Here is a 20,079-nt window from a genome sequence, read left to right as displayed (position 1 = left end):
GACGCTTACCTCGGATCTTTTATTGTTGGCCTGTCGATCGGGAGTCGGCTGGCTGATTATTGGAGTATCGAAATTCGCAATATGCGCAAAATATTTTCTGGATCAGGCGAGCACGGGCAGGGCGCCCATCTTGCCGTGGCAATACACCAGTGGTCCGGCGTTCTGCTGGGGCACGATCAGGTTCTTCACCGCGCCGACCATGATCGCGTGGTCGCCCCCTTCATATTCGCGCCACAACTCGCATTCGATGACCGCTGCGGCATTGGCCAGAATCGGGTTGCCCAGCTCGCTCAAGGTCCACTCGATGCCTTGCGCCTTGTCCTTGCCTTTGCGCGCGAAGGCATAGGCTTCGCTCTGCTGGCCGCCGGACAGGACGTGAATGGCAAAGCGTTTGTTCTTGATCAGTACCGGATAGGAATCGGAGCTGTAGTTGGGGCAGAACAGCACCAGGGCCGGGTCCATGGACAGCGAGCTGAAGGCGCTGGCGGTCAGGCCGACGATTTGGCCGTCGTCATCCAGCGTGGTAATCACAGTCACCCCGGAAGGAAACGAACCCATCACTTGTTTGTAGATGGCGGCATCGATCATGGGACGGTCCTCTGGCGGTGTGGTGCAGGTTTTTATGTGTTTGTAGGTCTGATGGTATACCGTAATACATAGTTTGCAAGGGCTTTTTTTTTGGCCCGATAAACGTACGTCTTCGGCCTTTGAGTCAACGTTTACGGGGCTTTTAGCCCGTCTTTGCGAGTGCTGAGGCACCAGGATTACGGGTCAGATGGACGCTAAAAGACCGGATCAGTCTTGTTAAAAAGATGGAATACCATAATATGACCGGCATCTGAGGGGCAGCCAAAGAGCTCCCCCGGTTTGGCTTCGTACAACTATAAGATCAGACAAACTAGAGTTCATGCACATGTCCCAGATGTCCCGGCAAGACCCCCTGATCGAGAATCACACGGTCGATTACGTCCCGCTCGCGGAACGCCACGGGAAGGCCCGCGACCTTTTCACTTTATGGTTCAGTACCAACATTGCACCGCTGCCCATCGTGACCGGCGCCATGGTGGTTCAAGTGTTCCACCTCGACCTGTTCTGGGGCCTGCTGGCAATTGCGCTCGGGCATATGGTCGGCGGTCTGGTGATTGCCCTCGCGTCGGCTCAAGGGCCGCGCATGGGGATTCCGCAGATGGTGCAGAGCCGCGGCCAGTTCGGCCGTTATGGTGCGCTGCTGATCGTGTTCTTTGCGGCGATCATCTACATCGGCTTTTTCATCTCCAACATCGTGCTGGCGGGCAAGTCGATTGTCGGCATCGCGCCTTCGGTTCCGGTGCCGGCGAGCATCCTCATCGGCGCCCTCAGTGCCACCGCGATCGGGGTGATCGGTTACCGCTTCATTCACACCCTCAATCGCATCGGGACCTGGGTCATGGGCAGTGCCTTGCTTGCCGGTTTTCTTTACATTTTCGCCCATGACCTGCCGGCGGACTTCTTCACCCGCGGCGGTTTTAACCTGTCGGGCTGGCTGGCAACGGTGTCGTTGGGGATCATCTGGCAGATCAGCTTCTCGCCTTATGTGTCGGACTACTCGCGTTACCTGCCGGCGGATATCGGGATTACCCGTCCGTTTTTCGCCACATATCTGGGCGCGACCCTGGGCACCATTCTGTCCTTCACTTTCGGCGCGGTGGCGGTGTTGGCCACTCCAGAAGGCACCGAAGCGATGGCGGCGGTGAAGCAGTCCACCGGCTGGTTGGGGCCGATCCTGATGGTCCTGTTTTTGCTCAACATCATCAGTCACAACGCCTTGAATCTGTATGGCGCGGTGCTGTCGATCATCACCTCGATCCAGACCTTCGCCAGTCAGTGGACGCCGAGCATCAAAGTGCGCGTGGTGTTGTCGAGTGTTGTGCTGGCGGGTTGCTGTTTTGTCGCATTGGGCGCTTCGGCGGATTTCATCTCGCAGTTCATCGGGTTGATTCTGGCGCTGTTGCTGGTGCTGGTGCCTTGGGCGTCGATCAACCTGTTTGATTTCTATCTGATCAAGCGTGGCAACTATGACATTGCCTCGATCTTCCGTGCTGATGGCGGGATTTACGGGCGGTTCAATCTGCATGCGATTGTTGCGTATTTCATCGGGATTATCGTGCAGCTGCCGTTTGCCAATACGTCGTTGTATGTCGGGCCTTATGCCAATCTGGTGGACGGGGCTGATTTGTCGTGGCTGGTGGGGTTGGTGGTGACTTGTCCGTTGTATTACTGCCTGGCTACGCGTGGGCATGGGCAAGAGAGCAAGGCAGCGAAACTGGGTTACACACACTAGCGCCCGACTTGAGTTCGCGTCTGGAATGCCCGGCCTCTGCCGGGCATTTTTTTTTGCGCTAGGGTGTGTGTATATCCGTTTCTTCGGTAACGGCTGCTTAGGGGTCCGCCCTTACGGCGGGTCACTTGGAAAAGCCCCAAGTAACCAAGGGCTCTTGCCCCTTTCGTTCGGTGCCTCGCCTAGGCTCGGCATGCCCTCGCTCCGGTCCTGCTCCGTGGGCCCGCCGCCATCGGCCATCCATGGCCGGGGGCGGCTAACCCGGCATCCATGCCGGGTTGCCCACTGCGCAGAACCTGCGCTCGGCCTCTCGAGGGGGCGTGCATCGCAAACGCCAAAGCGAGGCGGCCTACCGGCCGGCCTGGCTTCAAGTGAACGCATTTCCCTGTAGGAGCTGTCGAGCGAAGCGAGGCTGCGATCTTTTGATCTTGCCGTTGCCGTTGCTTTGCTTTGGCTTCAGATCTGCCGCCCCTTTCCCAGAGGCCGAACGCAGGTGTTGCGCAGGGGGCACCGCGGCAAGGATGCCGCGGTAGCCGCCCCCGGCCATGGATGGCCGATGGCGGCGGGCCCCCGGAGCAATGCCGGAGTGAGGGCATGCCGAGCCAAAGCGAGGCACCGAATGGCGGGGCAAGAGCCCTTGGTTACTTGGGGTTGGGCGGCATTCCGTATTTCCAAGTGACTCGCTGTAAAAGCCAGCCCTTTCAAGGTCTTTGATAAAATCCTCAAAACTCCAGTCAGGACGGCGAGACGATGTGGGCAGAAGTTTTAGCGCGGTTCGAGAAAAAAGCACCGGCCAGTGTCATGGCCAAATTGGTTTTGGAGCAGGCCGTTGCGGCAGAGTGGGTTGATCAGGTGTTCGAAGAACATCGTCAGCGCCAGTACCCGCGCGAGCTTTTGTTTTCGACCATTATTGAGCTGATGTCCCTTGTTTCTCTGGGTTTGCGGCCCTCCCTACACGCCGCCGCGCGGCAGATGGAGGATCTTCCCGTCAGCCTGGCGGCGCTTTATGACAAGGTCAGCCGAACCGAACCTGCGCTGTTGCGCGCGTTGGTAACTGGTAGCGCGCAGCGCCTGGCTCCGACGATTCAAGAATTGGGTTGCTCGGCCATTTTGCCTGGCTGGCAATTACGCGTCGTCGACGGCAACCATCTGCCTTCCAGCGAAAAACGTCTGGGCGCTTTGCGCCGCGAACGAGGTGCCGCCCGCCCTGGTTTTTCGGTCGTGGTTTACGACCCTGATCTCGACCAAGTCGTCGACCTTCAGCCCTGTGAAGATGCCTATGCCAGCGAGCGCGTCAGCGTGCTGCCGTTGCTGGAAAAGGCCACGGCGGGCCAGCTATGGATGGCTGATCGGCTCTACTGCACGCTCCCGGTCATGGAGGCCTGCGAAGATGCCGGCGCTTCATTCATCATTCGCGAACAAAGCAAGCATCCACGCCTGCTTAAAGAAAGCGACTGGCAGGAGCCTGTCCCGGTCGCAACCGGCAGCGTGCGCGAGCAAACCATCGAAGTAAAAGGCGGACGCCAGTGGCGGCGTGTCGAACTGAACCTGCAAAACCCCACCGAATCCGGCGACACCACGCTGTCCTTCTGGAGCAACTTGCCCGACACCATCAGCGCAGAGCAGATCGCCGATTTGTACCGACGTCGCTGGAGTATTGAAGGGATGTTCCAGCGTCTGGAATCGGTGCTGGACAGTGAAATCGAAACCTTGGGCAACCCCAAAGCCGCCCTGCTGGGGTTCGCGTCCGCCGTGTTGGCTTACAACGTTTTGTCCGTGCTTAAACGCAGTGTCGAACAGGCTCATTGCCAGACCCAACCCGAGGGCTGGGAAGCGTCGATCTTTCACCTGACGGTACAGGTTCGCAGCGGTTATGAGGGTATGCAAATAGCCTTGCCGCCAGAGCACTTATCCCTCCCCATCCCCGCAGGAGGGCTGGCTCAGTACCTGCTGACGCTAGCCCGAAACGTCCAGCCCAAAGCGGTCGCCAAAAGCAAACGAGGTCCGAAGGTGCTCAAGTCCAAAGAGTGGCTGGAGGGTAAGGCAGTGAATGCCCACGTGTCGACGGATCGGGTGCTCAAAGCCGCGAAAGTCAAAAGACCTTGAAAGGGCTGGCTGTAAAAGCGAAACCGCCAGCCGCCGTTACCAAAACAATGGATATGCCCCCAACCCAAAAAGCAAAAAAAAAAGGCCGCCACAACCCGACGTTGCGGCGACCCGAGGGTGACAGATAAATCACGGCCCACTGGCATGGGCCGGCGCCAAATCAATGAGCCCCAGCAGCCTTGTTCAAATCACTCTCTGCCCATTCGGTATAAACGCAAGCATCCGCAGTAGCCCAGCGCACGCGCACCGGATCGCCAGTCTTCAGCGGCATGCCGGCAGCGGAGAGCGCCTTGACAGTCATCGAGGTGCCGCCCGAAGTCATGACCGTGCAGGTCTGGCTTTCACCCAGGAACAGCACTTCACCCACAATCGCCGAGACTTCATTCCAACCTGCCGCCAGCGGTTCCCGAGCCGCTTGCTCAACGCTCAATGCCAAGGCTTTTTCCGGACGAACCATCAGCAGCACATCCTGATTGGTTTGCAATCCTGCGGTCAGTCGAATCGACAACGATTGCCCTTCAAACGTAGCGACCGCATTGCCCTGAGCCTTGAGTTTGAGGAAGTTCGAGTTACCAAGGAACGAAGCCACAAACGCATTCGGCGGATTCTGGTACAGGTCGTAGCCGCTGCCCAAACCGACAATTTTGCCGTGGCTGAAGATCGCGATGCGCTGGGACAGACGCATGGCTTCTTCCTGGTCGTGGGTCACGTAAACAATGGTGATGCCCAGGCGCCGATGCAGCTGGCGCAGTTCATCCTGCAAGTCTTCGCGCAGTTTCTTGTCCAGCGCACCGAGCGGTTCGTCCATCAGCAGGATGCGTGGTTCATAAACCAGCGCCCGAGCAATCGCCACACGTTGCTGTTGGCCGCCGGACAGTTGCGAAGGGCGGCGATGGGCGAACTGTTCCAGTTGCACCAGCTTAAGCATCGCATCGACCCGGCGCTCGCGCTCGGCGGTGGCCAGTTTGCGAATGGCCAGCGGGAACGCGATGTTGTCGCGTACCGACAGGTGCGGGAACAGCGAGTAGCGCTGGAACACCATGCCGATGTCGCGCTTGTGCGGCGGTACGTTGACCAGCGACTGGCCATTGACCAGGATCTCGCCGCTGCTCGGGGTTTCGAAGCCGGCGAGCATCGACAGCGTTGTACTTTTACCAGAGCCGCTGGAGCCGAGGAACGTGAGGAATTCACCGTCCTTGATGTCCAGCGAGATGTCGTCCACGGCGGCGAAATCGCCGTAGTACTTGTTCAGGTTGCGCAGGCTCACCAACGGTTGGTCGCTCTGTTGCGCGGAATTTTTGATCACTGCACTCATGTCGTACTCCTGGGCGCTCAGGCGCTGATTTCGTTGCGCCGGCGAAGGGCGGCGGCGATCACCATGACCAGTACCGAGAGGCCGATCAGCAGCGTCGAGGCGACGGCGATCACGGGCGTCAGGTCCTGGCGCAGGGTGGTCCACATTTTCACGGGAAGGGTTTGCAGGGTCGGGCTGGCCATCATCACGCTCAACACCACTTCATCCCAGGAAACCAGAAACGCAAACAGCGCGCCGGCCACCATGCCCGGACGAATCGCCGGAAAGGTCACCTTGAACACCGCTTGCAGGCGTGAGGCGCCGCAGATCACCGCGGCATCCTCGATCGACTGATCGAACAGCTTCAGCGAGTTGATGATCGAGATGATGGTGAACGGCAACGCGACGATCACGTGGCTGACCACGAAGGCGAACATCGTCCCGGTGTAGCCCAGTTTCAGGAACAGTGCGTACACCGCCACCGCGATGATCACCAGCGGCACGATCATCGGCAGGGTAAACAGACCGTAGAGCAATTCGCGGCCCGGGAAGCGCCCGCGCACCAGTGCAAAAGCGGTCGGCAGGCCCAGCGCCACGGCGAAGACCGTGGTCAGTACCGCGACTTTGAGGCTGGCCACGGCCGCGTTCATCCAGTCGGCGTTGGAGAAGAACTGGCCGTACCATTTCAGCGTCCAGCCCGGCGGCGGGAACACCAGCCACTGGGAGGAACCGAAGGACAGCAGCACGATGAATACGATCGGCAGCAACAGGAACAACGCGATCAATCCGGTCGTGAAGTACAGGCCGAAGCGCATGCGCCGGCTCATGGCATTGGGGGTCAGGAGCATGACGGCTTACCTCGCGTTGCTGGCGCCAACCGGGGATTCCGGCTGAAGCTTCAGGTAGAAGTAGAACAACACCAGCGTAATGACGATCAGCAACGCGGCACCGGCGCTGGCCAGGCCCCAGTTGAGGAACGACTGCACCTGCTGAATGATGAACTCGGGCAGCATCATGTTCTGCGCACCACCCAGCAGCGCCGGGGTGACGTAGTACCCCAGCGACATCACGAACACCATCAGGCCACCGGAGAACAACCCCGGCCGGCACAGCGGCAGGAACACCCGGAAGAAGTTGGTCCAGGGGCTCGCGCCGCAGATCGAGCCGGCTTGCAGGATCATCGGGTCGATGGCCTGCATGGTCGCCTGCAGCGGCAGCACGATGAACGGGATCATGATGTAGCTCATGCCGATCACCACGCCGGTGAGGTTATGCACCATTTCCAGCGGTTGATCGATGATGCCCATCGCCATCAGCGCCTTGTTGATCACCCCGGAGGCTTGCAGCAACACCAGCCAGGAATAGGTCCGGGCGAGGAGGCTGGTCCACATCGACAGCAACACGATGTTGAGGATCCAACGACCCCAGCCACGGGGCACCAGGGTGATGGCCCAGGCCAATGGAAAGCCGAGCAGCAGGCTGAACAGGGTCACGAGTCCGGCCACCGAGAAGGTGTTGAGCAAGACCCGTGCATACGCCGAGTTGGCAAACAACTGCTCGTAGTTGCCCAGCCCCGGTACCGGCTCCAGCACGCCACGCAGCAGCAGCCCGATCAGCGGCGCCAGAAAAAACAGGCCGAGGAACAGCAGGGCGGGGATCAGGTTGCTTGAACCGCGCCAGCGCTGTGCCATGGAAGGGGATTGGTTCATCGCAGCCGCCTTGCCGAGTGCCGAGCCGGCAGCGCCAGTGGCGCTCCCGATCTGCGTGGGTTGGCGGGACGCGGTTGCCGTCATTTTCATTTGACCAGCCATTCGTTCCACCGTGTCGCGATGGCCGGACCGTTTTTGGCCCAGTACGCGAAATCAAGAGTGATCTGATCCTTAGCGTAGGCAGTCGGCAGGTTAGGGGCCAGCACCGAATCCAGGCGCGCCACGCTGTCGACGTTGACCGGCGCATAGGCGGTCAGGTTGGAGAAGTCAGCTTGTCCTTTGGCGCTGCTGGCATTGGCCAGGAACTTCATGGCCGCGGCCTTGTTTTTTGTCCCTTTGGGCACGACCAGAATGTCGGCCATGACCAGGTTCTGTTTCCAGCTCACGCCCACCGGTGCGCCGTCTTCCTGCAGGGCGTGGATCCGGCCGTTCCAGAACTGCCCCATGCTGGCTTCGCACGAGGCGAGCAACTGTTGCGACTGCGCACCGCCGCCCCACCAGACGATGTCTTTCTTGATGGTGTCGAGTTTCTTGAAGGCGCGATCCAGGTCCAGCGGGTAGAGCTTGTCGGCGGCTACGCCATCGGCCAGCAGCGCCAGTTCAATCACGCCCGGGCTTGGCCATTTGTAGAGGGCGCGTTTGCCGGGATAGGTCTTGGTGTCGAACAGTGCGGACCAGTCCTGGGGTTTGCTGGCGCCGAGCTTGCCTTCGTTGTAGCCGAGGACGAAGGAGAAGAAGAACGAACCAACGCCGTGGTCGGAGACAAACCGCGGGTCGATTTTATCGCGCTGGATGACTGAGAAATCGAGGGGTTCGAGCAAGCCTTCGGCGGCGGCGCGCAGGGCGAAGTCCGCTTCGACGTCGACCACGTCCCACTGCACATTGCCGCTTTCGACCATGGCTTTGAGTTTGCCGTAGTCGGTCGGTCCATCCTGGACCACGGTGATGCCGCTGGCTTTGCTGAACGGATCGGCCCAGGCCTGCTTTTGCGCATCCTGGGTGCTACCGCCCCAGCTGACGAAGTTGACGCTTTCGGCCGCCATTGCCACGTGACTGGCCGTGGCCAGTAAACCCGCGAACAGTACTGCGGTTGCACGTTTGTTCAACACCATTTTCACGCCCTCATTTGTTGTGTTTTTGAGCGGGCTTGGTAATGCCCGCCTATCGGGAGCAGTAGGTCCATCTGGTCTCTAAAGGCGACCGTGCCAAGGGCTGTTATTAGTGCTTTCCCTGGCGGGGGCACTTGGCTGAGTCGTTCGGTCTATGGAATATCATATTATGGTATTCCAAACTTTGTGCAAGCACTTTGCCTTACCGGCTATCAGCCAAAAAAGGTTTTTTTTAACGTCAGGCCACTGGTAGTGGCCTTCACGTTTATAGAAAGAAGCCAGGAATCATTCGGTGAAAGGGATACTTTCCACGACTTCCAGGTTGTAACCGGTCAAACCCGCGTATTTCAGCGGAAGACCAAGATGGCGCAGTTTGCCCACGCCAAGATCCTGCAAAATCTGCGCCCCGGTACCCACTTCAGAATAGATGCGCGACTGCGAACGGCTGAACTGCCGTGGCGGCTGGGTCAGTTGCGGCACACGCTCCAGCAGCGCCTGTGACGACTCATGATTGGCGAGCACCACCACCACGCCACGACCTTCCTCGGCCACTCGCTGCAACGCCGCCCACAACGTCCAGTTGGACGGACCGCTGTATTCGGCGCCTACCAGATCGCGCAGCGGATCGATCACATGCACGCGCACCAGCGTCGGTTCGTCCCGGTGCAACTTGCCCATGACCATTGCCATGTGGACGCCGCCTTCGATGCGGTCTTCAAAAGTGATCAGCCGGAAAGTGCCATGCACTGTGGGCAGTTCACGTTCACCGATACGCACCACAGTGCTTTCGGTGCTGAGGCGATAGTGGATCAGGTCGGCGATGGTGCCGATCTTGATCCCGTGCTTGCGCGCGAACACTTCCAGGTCCGGGCGGCGGGCCATGGTGCCGTCATCGTTCATCACTTCGACGATCACCGAGGCCGGGGTGAAGCCTGCCAGGCGTGCCAGGTCGCATCCGGCTTCGGTGTGACCGGCGCGAGTCAGCACGCCGCCTTCCTTGGCGCGTAGCGGGAAAATATGACCGGGTTGCACCAGGTCGGCGGGCCCGGCATTAACGGCGACCGCAGCTGCCACGGTACGCGCCCGGTCGGCGGCGGAGATGCCGGTGGTCACGCCCACGGCGGCCTCGATGGACACGGTGAAAGCGGTGCTGAACACGCTGCCGTTGCTCGGCACCATCTGCTCCAGCCCGAGGCGTTGGCAGTGGTCGTCGGTCAAGGTCAGGCAGATCAGGCCGCGAGCTTCCCGGGCCATGAAGCTGATCGCCTCGGCCGTGCAGCAATCGGCGGCCAGCAGCAGGTCACCTTCGTTTTCCCGATCCTCGTCATCGACCAGGAGCACCATCTTGCCTTGTCGATAGTCTTCGATAATTTCTTCGATGCTGTTGAAGGCCATGCTGGGATTCTCAGTGTTTGATGGAAATATGTTGTGGTATACCATAATACAAAATAAACCGAGAGGTCACTATGAAGGCGTACTGGATTGCTCATGTAGATGTCACCGACCCCGATCAATACAGCCAATACACCCAGCGGGCGCCGGCAGCCTTCGCGTTGTATGGCGGGCGGATGTTGGCCCGGGGCGGGCGCAGCGAAGCGCTGGAAGGCGGGCCCACGCCGCAACGCAACGTGGTGATTGAGTTCGACTCGTACGAACAGGCGCTGGCCTGCTACCAGTCGGAGGAATATCAGCAGGCGAAACGGCACCGCGAGGGCGTGGCTCGGGCCGAGATCATCATTGTCGAGGGCGTGGCGCCGATATGATGCCACCTGTAGCTGGCGAAGCCTGCGATCTTTTGGCGGCTCGCAAACGAGCTAAGATCAAAAGATCGCAGCCTTCGGCAGCTCCTACCGAATGAAGTGGATCTTGCCGGTATCGTCGTTGCCGATGTAGATGCCGTAAACCCCGGCTTGGCGTTCCTCGATATAGCGTTCGAGGATCTGCCGGATCGCCGGGTAATAGATGCTGTCCCAAGGGATGTCCTCGGGTGCGAAGAATTTGTAGTCGAGGGTTTCCGGCCCGTACTGGCCGGTGATCTCCAGGGCGATGGCGCGGAAGATGATGTACACCTCGCTGATCTTCGGCACGCTGAAGATCGAGTAGGGCGAGAGAATTTCCGCGCGCACGCCGCTCTCTTCCCAGACTTCGCGCAGCGCTGCCTGTTCGGTGGTCTCGCCGCCTTCCATGAAGCCGGCCGGCAGCGTCCAGGTACCAGGGCGCGGCGGGATGGCGCGCTGACACAGCAAATACTTGCCGTCCTGCTCGATGATGCAGCCGGCAATGATTTTCGGATTGATGTAATGGATGTAGCCGCAACCGCGGCACATCAGGCGCTCGTGCGTATCGCCCGGCGGCAGCTGGTGACCGAGGTCACTGCCGCCGCACTTTGGGCAAAAGCTCGGGCTGAACATCTTTAGCGACCTATGCGCGGTTCTTTAAGCGCGATCGGCAGGGTGATTTGCGGGATCGCCCCGGTTTCTTCCTGCTTGCGCTTGAGGTATTCCAGAGCGACCGCTGCGGCGGCGCGTACGTGGTTGACGCAGGCTTGGTGGGCCGCGAGGGGATCGCCGCTCTTGATCGCTTCGACAATCAGCTCCATTTCCTGGTTGCTGGCACCACGACGGTTTTCCTGGGACACCGATGTCGCGCGCAAGTAGCTGATTCGCGCCTGCAACTGGCGCAATTGCAACGCCGCGACATGGTTGCCGGAGCCTTCGAGCAGTACATCGTAGAAACCCTGAACCGAATCGATGACCTGTTGCAGCTCGCCGTCCTTGAGGGCCTTGCGGTTTTCCTCGAGGGCTTTTTCCAGGGCCTTGATGTCCTTGGCCTTGGCGCGCAGGGTGAACAGCTGGACGATCAGGCCTTCGAGCACGCAACGCAGCTCGTAGATATCACCGGCATCGGAGAGGGTAATGATGGCGACCCGTGGGCCCTTGGCATCGGCGAATTCCACCAGGCCTTCGGATTCCAGGTGACGCAAGGCTTCGCGTACGGACGTGCGGCTGACGCCCAGGCGATCGCACAGATCGCGCTCGACCAGACGGTCTCCCGGCAGGAGCTGGAAGTTCATGATGGCGCTTCGCAGTTTATCCAGCACGATTTCGCGCAGGGTAACGGGGTTGCGATTGACCTTGAAGCTGTCGTCGAGTGGCAGGCGTTTCATGGGGTCCGCTCTGAGTGTGGCTGTCCATGCAAAAAGAGCACTTCGATCGCAAGAATCTCCGTGCTCGGTCAGATCAAACAGCCAAGGGTTAACTGGAGGCCTCGGCATCGGCTTCGGCGAACGCTTCACGGGCGAGCCGGAAACTGTCTACGGCAGCGGGGACACCGCAATAAATACCGACCTGAAGCAGAATTTCGCGTATTTGTTCACGAGTCAGTCCGTTACGCAAGGCGCCACGTACATGCAGCTTGAGTTCGTGAGGCCGATTGAGGGCCGAAATCATGGCCAAGTTTATCATGCTGCGCTCTTTAAGCGACAAACCCTCACGGCCCCAGACGTGGCCCCAGCAGTACTCGGTGACCATTTCCTGCAGTGGCCGGGTGAAGTCGTCGGCGTTTTCGATGGAGCGTTTCACGTAGGCTTCGCCCAGTACCTGGGTGCGGATTTTCAGGCCTTTTTCGTACTTTTCATTGTTCATCATCATCCTCTCACCGCAGATCCCTTGTGGGAGCGGGCTTGCTCGCGAAAGCGGTGTGTCAGTCAACATCAATGTTGAATGTGCGACCGAATTCGCGAGCAAGCCCGCTCCCACAGGGTTTTGAGTAAACCCGTCAGGCCAAAGCGGGCAGGGGACCCAGCTTGCCTTTGTGATAGATCATCGGCGTCACCGGTTGCTCGGGCAGAATCAGGTTCTTCACCGCGCCGACGATGATCGCGTGATCACCGCCGTCGTATTCGCGCCACAGTTCGCACTCGATGATCGCCGTGGCGTTGCCCAGCAGCGGATTGCCCAGCGCGCTCAAGTGCCAGTCGATGCCATTGGCCTTGTCTTTGCCTTTACCGGCAAACGCATAGGCTTCGGCGGTCTGGTCGGCGGACAGCAAGTGAATCGCGAACTGCTTGCTGTCGCGCAGGATCGGGTACGTGTCAGAGGCATAGTTGGGGCAGAACAGCACCAGTGCCGGATCGATCGACAGCGCACTGAAAGCGCTGGCGGTAATGCCGACGATGCCGCCGTCCGGGGCCAGGGTGGTGACCACCGTGACCCCGGATGGGAACGAGCTCATGACGTCTTTGTAAATGCCGGGTTCGATCATTTCATCAATCTCCTAGCGCATCACAAACGGATCAGGCATTGGCGCCTGGGAGAGGTTGATCCACACCGTTTTCAGCTCGGTGTAGGCCAGTACCGAATCGATACCGCTCTCGCGTCCATAGCCGCTGTTCTTGAAGCCGCCGATCGGCGCCATGGCCGACACGGCGCGGTAGGTGTTGACCCAGATGATCCCGGAGCGCACGTCCCGGGCCAGGCGATGAGCCCTGCCCAGATCGCGAGTCCAGATGCCGGCGGCGAGGCCGAACTGCGAGTCGTTGGCAATCGCCAAAGCTTCGGCTTCATCTTTGAAACGGATGACCGAGGCCACCGGACCAAAGACTTCTTCCTGCATGATCTTCATCGAGTTGCGGTCGCATTCGAACAGGGTCGGCTCGTAGAACCAGCCATCGCCCAGATTCTGCGGACGCTTGCCGCCCAGGCGCAGGCGCGCACCTTCGGCGATGGCATCGGCGACCAGGCCTTCGACCACGGCCAGTTGCTGTGCGGTGGCCATCGGGCCCATTTCGCTGCTGTCTTCCTGCGGGTTACCGATGCGGATGCGTTTGGCGCGTTCGACCAAACGATCGACGAACTCATCGTAGATTTCGTCCTGCACCAACAATCGCGAGCCGGAGACGCAACTCTGACCGGAGGCCGCGTAGATCCCGGCAATCGCGCCGTTGATTGCGCTGTCGAGGTCGGCGTCGGCGAAGATAATGTTCGGCGATTTGCCGCCCAGTTCCAGCGACAGCTTGGCGAAGTTCTCGGCACTGCTGCGCACCACGTGCCGCGCCGTCGCGGCACCACCGGTGAAGGCGATTTTGCGGATCAGCGGATGGCGAGTCAGGGCCGCGCCGGTGCTTGGGCCATAGCCGGTGACGACGTTGACCACGCCCGGCGGGATGCCGGCTTCCAGCGCCAGACGCGCCAGTTCGAGAATGGTTGCCGAAGCGTGTTCCGACGGTTTGATCACGATGGTGTTGCCCGCCGCCAGGGCCGGGGCGAGTTTGATCGCGGTCAGATAAAGAGGGCTGTTCCACGGAATGATCGCGGCGACCACGCCCATGGCTTCGTGCACCGTGTAGGCAAACAGGTCCGGCTTGTCGAGGGGCAGGGTGCCGCCTTCGAGTTTGTCAGCCAGGCCCGCGGTGTAGTGGAAGAACTCCGGCAAATAGCTGACCTGACCACGGGTTTCGCGGATCAGCTTGCCGTTGTCACGGCTTTCCAGCTGCGCCAGGTGTTCCTTGTTTTCAGCGATCAGATCGCCCAGGCGCCGCAGCAGTTTACCTCGGGCGGTGGCGGTCAGACCGCGCCAGGCCGGGCTGTCGAAAGCCGTCTGCGCAGCCTGTACGGCACGCTCGACGTCGGCTTCGTCGGCATCGGGCAGTTCGGCCCAGGCTTGGGCCAGCGCCGGGTTCAGGCTTTCAAAAGTCTTGCCGGACAGGGCATCGACCCATTCACCGCCGATGCACATCTGGAAGCGTGCGAGTGTCATGCAACGATCCCCTTTATTTGGTTTTGTCGGGAGTGCGCCGTGTCGAGAAACTCCAGCAGCAGCTGGTTGACCAGGCGCGGTGATTCTACGGGCATCATATGCCGCTGCTCGGCGAGCACGGCAACTGTCGCGCCGGGAATGCGTGCGGCCAATTGCTCGGCCATTACGGGTGTGGAACCCGGGTCCAGCTCACCGGTGGCGATCAGAGTCGGCACCTGAATGCTGCCCAGATCGTCAGCGCGGTACATGTCCTGGGTCGCGAACAGCTCATAGGTGGTCAGGTAACCCTGCGGGTCATTGTCTGCCAGGGTTTGGCGCAAGGCCGCGATCTGCGCCGGATTGGCCGCTTGATATTCGCGGCTGAACCAGCGCGACAGGGCAGCTTCGGCGTTGGCATCCGGTCCGTGCTCGGCCGCTTGAGCGGTACGGGCGATGACGCCGGCACGCTGTTCGGGGCTGCGATTGAATACGCTATTAAGTATCACCAGGCCTTGCAGGCGTTGCGGGTAATGCAAGGCAAATGCCCGGGCCACCAGGCCGCCCATGGAAAAGCCAATCACTGTCGCCTGGGGCAATTGCAGGTGATCGAGCAGCTCCAGCAACTGGTCGGCATAGCCGAGCAGGGGAGTGCCGCTTTCCGGGCGCGGGCTGGCGCCATGGCCGAGCATGTCGTAGGCAATCACGCGGTACTTCGTGGCCAGGCCAACGACCTGGCCGCCCCACATTTCTTTGTTCAGGCCCACGCCGTGGATCAAAACCACGGGCTGGCCTTGGCCGGTCGCCAGGTAACTGGTGCCAGCCGGGGTGAGTTCAGCGGTGAGCCGAATCATGGAGCGCTCCTGCATGCCTTTTTGTTGTTCTTACCGACCTTGCTTACTGGGCGTTTTCAGCGGCCAGCTCTTCCAGATCGATGTAACGGTTGCCGATGCGTGGGTGCAGGCGGCCGCCATCGGCGCAACCCAGTACCACCACGATTTCGTCGGCACGCGGTGCATCTTCGATTTGCATTTCCAGGGTGATGTAGTGCGAACGCAGGCCTTCGTCGTCCTTGTGCATCATCGGAATCTGGATCGAAGTGCCCGGGCCGCCGCGCTTGTTGGTGAAGCTCAGGTAGCTCTTGGCTTTCACCGCTTCGCGGTAATGGTTGCCGAAGCGCAGGGTGTGGATGACGGCGGAGGCGTGTTCGATTTCACCGTCGGCGCCCACGACAGCAGCCTTGCCGTAAGCCTCGATCTTCTGGGCGCCGCCGATGATGCCGACCAGACGCTCGACCATCAGCGCACCGAGGTCGGAGCAATTGGCGCGAATTTCCGGTTTCAGGTCTTCGACAAAGCCGCGACCCAGCCAAGGGTTTTTCATCACGACGGCCAGCCCGACCATGGTCACTGGCTTATCGGTGGCCTTGCCGCCTTCGATAAAGGTTTCTTCGACATAGCTGACGATCTTGCGGATTTCGAAACTCATGAGCTGCTCCGTATAGGGTGAGAGTGTCTGTGCGTCTGATGGTATACCATAATACCGGCAGCGCAAGTCCCTGAAATGAGTTTCTGGTCGGACGGTGGTGAAAAGGGAAGAAGGAATGGCTGTTGCCAATAAAAAACCAAAAAAAACCCGGCTGATAAGGCCGGGTTTTCCATTGAGTATTAATGCCTGCTACCGCGAGATGATCCCGTGATCGATCGCGTATTTGACCAGGGCCGCCGGTTTGTCGATGTTGAGTTTGCGACGGATGCTCAAGCGATGGGTTTCTACAGTGCGAACGCTGATGTCCAGTTCGCGGGCCATCTCCTTGTTGTTCAGCCCTTGAGCCATCTTGTACAACACCTGGCTCTCGCGCGGTGTCAGCTCGTTGTCGGTATTTTTATCGGCGATGAGCCGCTGGGCGATCTCGGCACTGTAGAACGTGCCGCCACTGGCGATGGCTTCGATCGCCGCGATGATTTCCCGCGACGGTGAGTTCTTCAGCACATAGCCGCTGGCCCCCGCGCGAACGGACTCACTCACGTATTCATTATTGTCGTACATGCTGAGCACCAGCACCTTGAGCGACGGGTACTGGCTGCGTAACACCCGGGTCAGCTCAAGCCCGTTCATGTCCCGCAGGCTGATGTCGACCAGCAACAGGTCCGGCTGGCAGCGCCCGACCATTTCAATGGCATCCGCGCCACTCTCGGCTTCGCCCACCACTTCCAGGGGGGCCATGACCGCCAGCAGTGCTTTGATCCCGTCGCGGACCAGGGCGTGATCGTCGACCAGGGCGACGCGGATCGGGTAGGGCAGATTCATCGCGGGTATTCACTCTTATTGTCAGGGGGCGAGTCAGCGTGTTGTACCGGGCATTTTCATTGGCAGCCAAACGTCCAGCTCACTTCGTCCCGGCATCGAGATCAGGTCGAATCGTCCACCAAAATGCTCGACACGCTCACGGATATTACGCAGGCCAATGCCCGCGTGACGACGTTCGACCTGGGCGACGTTGAAACCGATACCGTCATCGACCACCGTCAACCGTATGGAATCTTCGGCCCCGTGCAGGGTAATGGAGACGTTTTTAGCCTGGGCATGTCGTTCAATATTAGTCAGGCCTTCTTGCACGATGCGAAACAGCGAGACCGCTGCCCCATCAACCAGGTGACAGTCGAATTCGTTGTCGTTGTAAGTCACCACCAGGCCGCTGCGTTGCTCGAATTCTGCGGCGAGTTGACCGATCGCTGCCGGCAGGCCCAGGGTGTCGAGCAGCGAGGAACGCAAGTCATGGGAGAGGCTGCGCACCTCGCCAATCGCTTCTCCCAGGCGTTCCGTGGCGTCTCTCAGCGTACTCAAACCCTTGTCGTGTGCTTGCCCATTCTCGAGCAGATGGCTGGCCAGCTCGAACTGAAACTTGATGGAGACCAGTAGCTGGCTGATGCCGTCGTGCAGTTCACGGGAAACCCGTGAGCGCTCTTCTTCTTGCAAGCTGACGATACGCTGAGTCAGGCGCTGAAGTTTTTTGTCGGCCAGACGATGCTCGCTGACGTTCAGCGTCATGCCGCTGGCGAAGACAAACAGCACCGCCACGAGGGCCACCGCGGCAATCGCCAGCATGGTTTTACGAATGCCCTGGGCCACTTCGTCGCGCGCCTGCTGGGTCGCGCGCTCAACGTCTTCAAGGTAGATGCCGGTGCCGAGCATCCAGCCCCAACGATCCAGCATCACCACATAGGCGAGCTTGTCGGTCACCTGGCCGGAAGAGGGTTTGTTCCAGGCGTAGCGCTGAAAGCCTTCGCCCGATTGCGCACTTTTGAGCAACGCCTGAATCACGGGCAAACCGTGAGGGTCCTTCATGTCCCACAGGTATTTGCCCACCAGCTCGGACTGGCGGGCGTGCATCAGGCTGCGTCCTTCGTGGTCGTAGACGAAGAAGTAGCCATTGATGCCAAAGCTGAGCTTGCGCAGTTCTTCCAGCACTTGTTGCTGTGCGTGTTCGTCACCGTGGCCGTCGTCGTACAGCGGCTCGATCAGGCTTTGCGCCATTTCGACGTAGTTCTTAAGTTCTGCGCGCTTGCTCGCCAGAATGCTGTCTTCGATCAGTTGTGCCTGTTGTTCACCCAGTTGCCGGTTCATGGAAATCACCAGCGCGCAGATGACGGCGATGGCCAACACCAGCGGCAGAATCCCGAGCGCGACGATTTTGTGTTTGAGCTGCATCTCTGCTCCTGTCCGGACCGAGGGAAGGCGAAGGCCCGGCATCATATGCCAAAGATACGCGCGTCCAGTAGCGGTGCTGGACGGAATGACCTGTGGCTGGCTTGTCGGGTCGCCGCATCGGTGCGATGGCGGCCTTTGGGCCGACCATGCTGTTGTTGACTGAGTACATATCCATTTCTGCGGTAACGGCCACCTATGGTTCCGCCCTTACGGCCAGCCCTTTCAAGGTCTTTTGACTTTCGCGGCTTTGAGCACCCGATCCGTCGACACGTGGGCATTCACTGCCTTACCCTCCAGCCACTCTTTGGACTTGAGCACCTTCGGACCTCGTTTGCTTTTGGCGACCGCTTTGGGCTGGACGTTTCGGGCTAGCGTCAGCAGGTACTGAGCCAGCCCTCCTGCGGGGATGGGGAGGGATAAGTGCTCTGGCGGCAAGGCTATTTGCATACCCTCATAACCGCTGCGAACCTGTACCGTCAGGTGAAAGATCGACGCTTCCCAGCCCTCGGGTTGGGTCTGGCAATGAGCCTGTTCGACACTGCGTTTAAGCACGGACAAAACGTTGTAAGCCAACACGGCGGACGCGAACCCCAGCAGGGCGGCTTTGGGGTTGCCCAAGGTTTCGATTTCACTGTCCAGCACCGATTCCAGACGCTGGAACATCCCTTCAATACTCCAGCGACGTCGGTACAAATCGGCGATCTGCTCTGCGCTGATGGTGTCGGGCAAGTTGCTCCAGAAGGACAGCGTGGTGTCGCCGGATTCGGTGGGGTTTTGCAGGTTCAGTTCGACACGCCGCCACTGGCGTCCGCCTTTTACTTCGATGGTTTGCTCGCGCACGCTGCCGGTTGCGACCGGGACAGGCTCCTGCCAGTCGCTTTCTTTAAGCAGGCGTGGATGCTTGCTTTGTTCGCGAATGATGAATGAAGCGCCGGCATCTTCGCAGGCCTCCATGACCGGGAGCGTGCAGTAGAGCCGATCAGCCATCCATAGCTGGCCCGCCGTGGCCTTTTCCAGCAACGGCAGCACGCTGACGCGCTCGCTGGCATAGGCATCTTCACAGGGCTGAAGGTCGACGACTTGGTCGAGATCAGGGTCGTAAACCACGACCGAAAAACCAGGGCGGGCGGCACCTCGTTCGCGGCGCAAAGCGCCCAGACGTTTTTCGCTGGAAGGCAGATGGTTGCCGTCGACGACGCGTAATTGCCAGCCAGGCAAAATGGCCGAGCAACCCAATTCTTGAATCGTCGGAGCCAGGCGCTGCGCGCTACCAGTTACCAACGCGCGCAACAGCGCAGGTTCGGTTCGGCTGACCTTGTCATAAAGCGCCGCCAGGCTGACGGGAAGATCCTCCATCTGCCGCGCGGCGGCGTGTAGGGAGGGCCGCAAACCCAGAGAAACAAGGGACATCAGCTCAATAATGGTCGAAAACAAAAGCTCGCGCGGGTACTGGCGCTGACGATGTTCTTCGAACACCTGATCAACCCACTCTGCCGCAACGGCCTGCTCCAAAACCAATTTGGCCATGACACTGGCCGGTGCTTTTTTCTCGAACCGCGCTAAAACTTCTGCCCACATCGTCTCGCCGTCCTGACTGGAGTTTTGAGGATTTTATCAAAGACCTTGAAAGGGCTGGCCCTTACGGCGTGTCACTTTGGCAAACGCCCCAAAGTAACCAAAGGTCTCGCCCCGAGCGTCCGGCCCCTCGCCTAGGCTCGGCGTTCCTTCGCTCCGGTATCCATCCGGGGACACTGCCCTCCGGTCTGCTGCGCGACGACCTACATGCAGCGTGTTCGACTGCGTCGAACGGCGCTGCGCGCCACTCCCCGGATGAACACCTCCACTCAGCCTCCCGAAGGGGCGGGTGGATCAAGATCAAGATCAGGAGCTGCAGGCGAGCTAACGCTCGGCCTGATGAGTGGTGAGGAGCGAAAGGTGTACGCCGATCCATTGTGGGAGCGAGCTTGCTCGCGATGGCGGTGTATCAGACGACATCAATGTTGAATGACAGATTGCTTTCGCGAGTAAGTCGGATCGCCGCACCGCCGCTCTTACAAGAAGATCAGCGTCATCTACGTAGAACTACGTAGACGCCATGTA

19 protein-coding genes are annotated in these 20,079 nt (G+C 59.9%); 3 read left to right on the top strand and 16 right to left on the bottom strand.

What is annotated here, in order from left to right:
* Positions 1-102: 102 nt before the first annotated feature.
* Positions 103-588: a flavin reductase family protein gene (locus ACMXYH_RS18725; protein ID WP_415764443.1), complete on the bottom strand. Its 486-nt coding sequence runs from the start codon at positions 586-588 to the stop codon at positions 103-105.
* Positions 589-913: 325 nt separating this feature from the next.
* On the opposite strand from ACMXYH_RS18725, the gene ACMXYH_RS18720 reads away from it, so the two are divergent.
* Both ACMXYH_RS18720 and ACMXYH_RS18715 read left to right on the top strand, forming a co-directional pair.
* Positions 914-2,320 carry a purine-cytosine permease family protein gene (locus tag ACMXYH_RS18720; protein ID WP_415764442.1) on the top strand — a complete coding sequence of 469 codons (1,407 nt, stop codon included), beginning with the start codon at positions 914-916 and terminating at the stop codon, positions 2,318-2,320.
* Between the two features lie 798 nt (positions 2,321-3,118).
* A complete protein-coding gene (locus ACMXYH_RS18715; protein ID WP_415764263.1) occupies positions 3,119-4,423 on the top strand; it encodes an IS4 family transposase in 1,305 nt (434 codons plus the stop codon).
* A gap of 160 nt (positions 4,424-4,583) precedes the next feature.
* Here the strand turns inward: ACMXYH_RS18715 and ACMXYH_RS18710 are convergent, their stop codons facing one another.
* The 5 genes from ACMXYH_RS18710 to ribBA all read right to left on the bottom strand — a co-directional run bounded on the left by ACMXYH_RS18710 (position 4,584) and on the right by ribBA (position 9,930).
* Complete coding sequence (locus tag ACMXYH_RS18710) at positions 4,584-5,738, bottom strand: ABC transporter ATP-binding protein (protein ID WP_415764441.1); 1,155 nt, start codon at positions 5,736-5,738, stop codon at positions 4,584-4,586.
* 17 nt (positions 5,739-5,755) lie between these two features.
* Positions 5,756-6,565 carry an ABC transporter permease gene (locus ACMXYH_RS18705; RefSeq protein WP_415764440.1) on the bottom strand — a complete coding sequence of 270 codons (810 nt, stop codon included), beginning with the start codon at positions 6,563-6,565 and terminating at the stop codon, positions 5,756-5,758.
* 6 nt (positions 6,566-6,571) lie between these two features.
* Positions 6,572-7,516: an ABC transporter permease gene (locus ACMXYH_RS18700; RefSeq protein ID WP_415764438.1), complete on the bottom strand. Its 945-nt coding sequence runs from the start codon at positions 7,514-7,516 to the stop codon at positions 6,572-6,574.
* A complete protein-coding gene (locus ACMXYH_RS18695; RefSeq protein WP_415764437.1) occupies positions 7,513-8,538 on the bottom strand; it encodes a polyamine ABC transporter substrate-binding protein in 1,026 nt (341 codons plus the stop codon). Before ACMXYH_RS18695 ends, ACMXYH_RS18700 begins: the two co-directional genes overlap by 4 nt.
* A 282-nt stretch (positions 8,539-8,820) precedes the next feature.
* Entirely contained in the window at positions 8,821-9,930 is a 1,110-nt protein-coding gene (ribBA, locus tag ACMXYH_RS18690) for a bifunctional 3,4-dihydroxy-2-butanone-4-phosphate synthase/GTP cyclohydrolase II (RefSeq protein ID WP_415764435.1), read from the bottom strand.
* Between the two features lie 71 nt (positions 9,931-10,001).
* Here ribBA and ACMXYH_RS18685 point away from each other — a divergent pair, with 71 nt between their 5' ends.
* Entirely contained in the window at positions 10,002-10,298 is a 297-nt protein-coding gene (locus ACMXYH_RS18685; protein ID WP_415764434.1) for a DUF1330 domain-containing protein, read from the top strand.
* A gap of 84 nt (positions 10,299-10,382) precedes the next feature.
* On the opposite strand, the gene ACMXYH_RS18680 is transcribed toward ACMXYH_RS18685, so the two are convergent.
* From ACMXYH_RS18680 to ACMXYH_RS18635, 10 genes are all read right to left on the bottom strand, one after another.
* Positions 10,383-10,946 carry an NUDIX hydrolase gene (locus ACMXYH_RS18680; protein ID WP_415764433.1) on the bottom strand — a complete coding sequence of 188 codons (564 nt, stop codon included), beginning with the start codon at positions 10,944-10,946 and terminating at the stop codon, positions 10,383-10,385.
* Positions 10,947-10,948: 2 nt separating this feature from the next.
* Positions 10,949-11,701, bottom strand: coding sequence for a GntR family transcriptional regulator (locus ACMXYH_RS18675; RefSeq protein ID WP_134417103.1), 753 nt, complete (start codon positions 11,699-11,701; stop codon positions 10,949-10,951).
* A gap of 88 nt (positions 11,702-11,789) precedes the next feature.
* Positions 11,790-12,179, bottom strand: a complete 390-nt coding sequence (locus ACMXYH_RS18670; protein WP_134417102.1) for a carboxymuconolactone decarboxylase family protein — start codon at positions 12,177-12,179, stop codon at positions 11,790-11,792.
* Between the two features lie 133 nt (positions 12,180-12,312).
* A complete protein-coding gene (locus tag ACMXYH_RS18665; protein WP_129443541.1) occupies positions 12,313-12,798 on the bottom strand; it encodes a flavin reductase family protein in 486 nt (161 codons plus the stop codon).
* A 12-nt stretch (positions 12,799-12,810) separates the two neighbouring features.
* The gene (locus ACMXYH_RS18660) at positions 12,811-14,292 is read right to left on the bottom strand and encodes an aldehyde dehydrogenase (protein ID WP_033057762.1); all 1,482 of its coding nucleotides are present in this window, start codon (positions 14,290-14,292) and stop codon (positions 12,811-12,813) included.
* A complete protein-coding gene (locus tag ACMXYH_RS18655) occupies positions 14,289-15,122 on the bottom strand; it encodes an alpha/beta fold hydrolase (RefSeq protein WP_134417101.1) in 834 nt (277 codons plus the stop codon). The genes ACMXYH_RS18660 and ACMXYH_RS18655 overlap by 4 nt, the downstream gene beginning before the upstream one ends.
* Positions 15,123-15,165: 43 nt before the next feature.
* The gene (locus ACMXYH_RS18650; protein WP_042728218.1) at positions 15,166-15,756 is read right to left on the bottom strand and encodes an amino acid synthesis family protein; all 591 of its coding nucleotides are present in this window, start codon (positions 15,754-15,756) and stop codon (positions 15,166-15,168) included.
* Positions 15,757-15,945: 189 nt separating this feature from the next.
* Positions 15,946-16,578, bottom strand: coding sequence for a response regulator (locus ACMXYH_RS18645; RefSeq protein ID WP_033057767.1), 633 nt, complete (start codon positions 16,576-16,578; stop codon positions 15,946-15,948).
* Positions 16,579-16,611: 33 nt separating this feature from the next.
* Positions 16,612-17,979: a cache domain-containing protein gene (locus tag ACMXYH_RS18640; RefSeq protein WP_129443546.1), complete on the bottom strand. Its 1,368-nt coding sequence runs from the start codon at positions 17,977-17,979 to the stop codon at positions 16,612-16,614.
* 222 nt (positions 17,980-18,201) lie between these two features.
* The gene (locus ACMXYH_RS18635) at positions 18,202-19,506 is read right to left on the bottom strand and encodes an IS4 family transposase (RefSeq protein WP_415764263.1); all 1,305 of its coding nucleotides are present in this window, start codon (positions 19,504-19,506) and stop codon (positions 18,202-18,204) included.
* Between the last annotated feature and the right edge of the window lie 573 nt (positions 19,507-20,079).

The sequence above is a fragment of the Pseudomonas frigoris genome, assembly GCF_047758635.1.
Lineage (GTDB): Bacteria > Pseudomonadota > Gammaproteobacteria > Pseudomonadales > Pseudomonadaceae > Aquipseudomonas > Aquipseudomonas frigoris.
The sequence above is the reverse complement of the archived record's forward strand: the minus strand, read 5'-3'. Positions and strand labels throughout refer to the sequence as shown.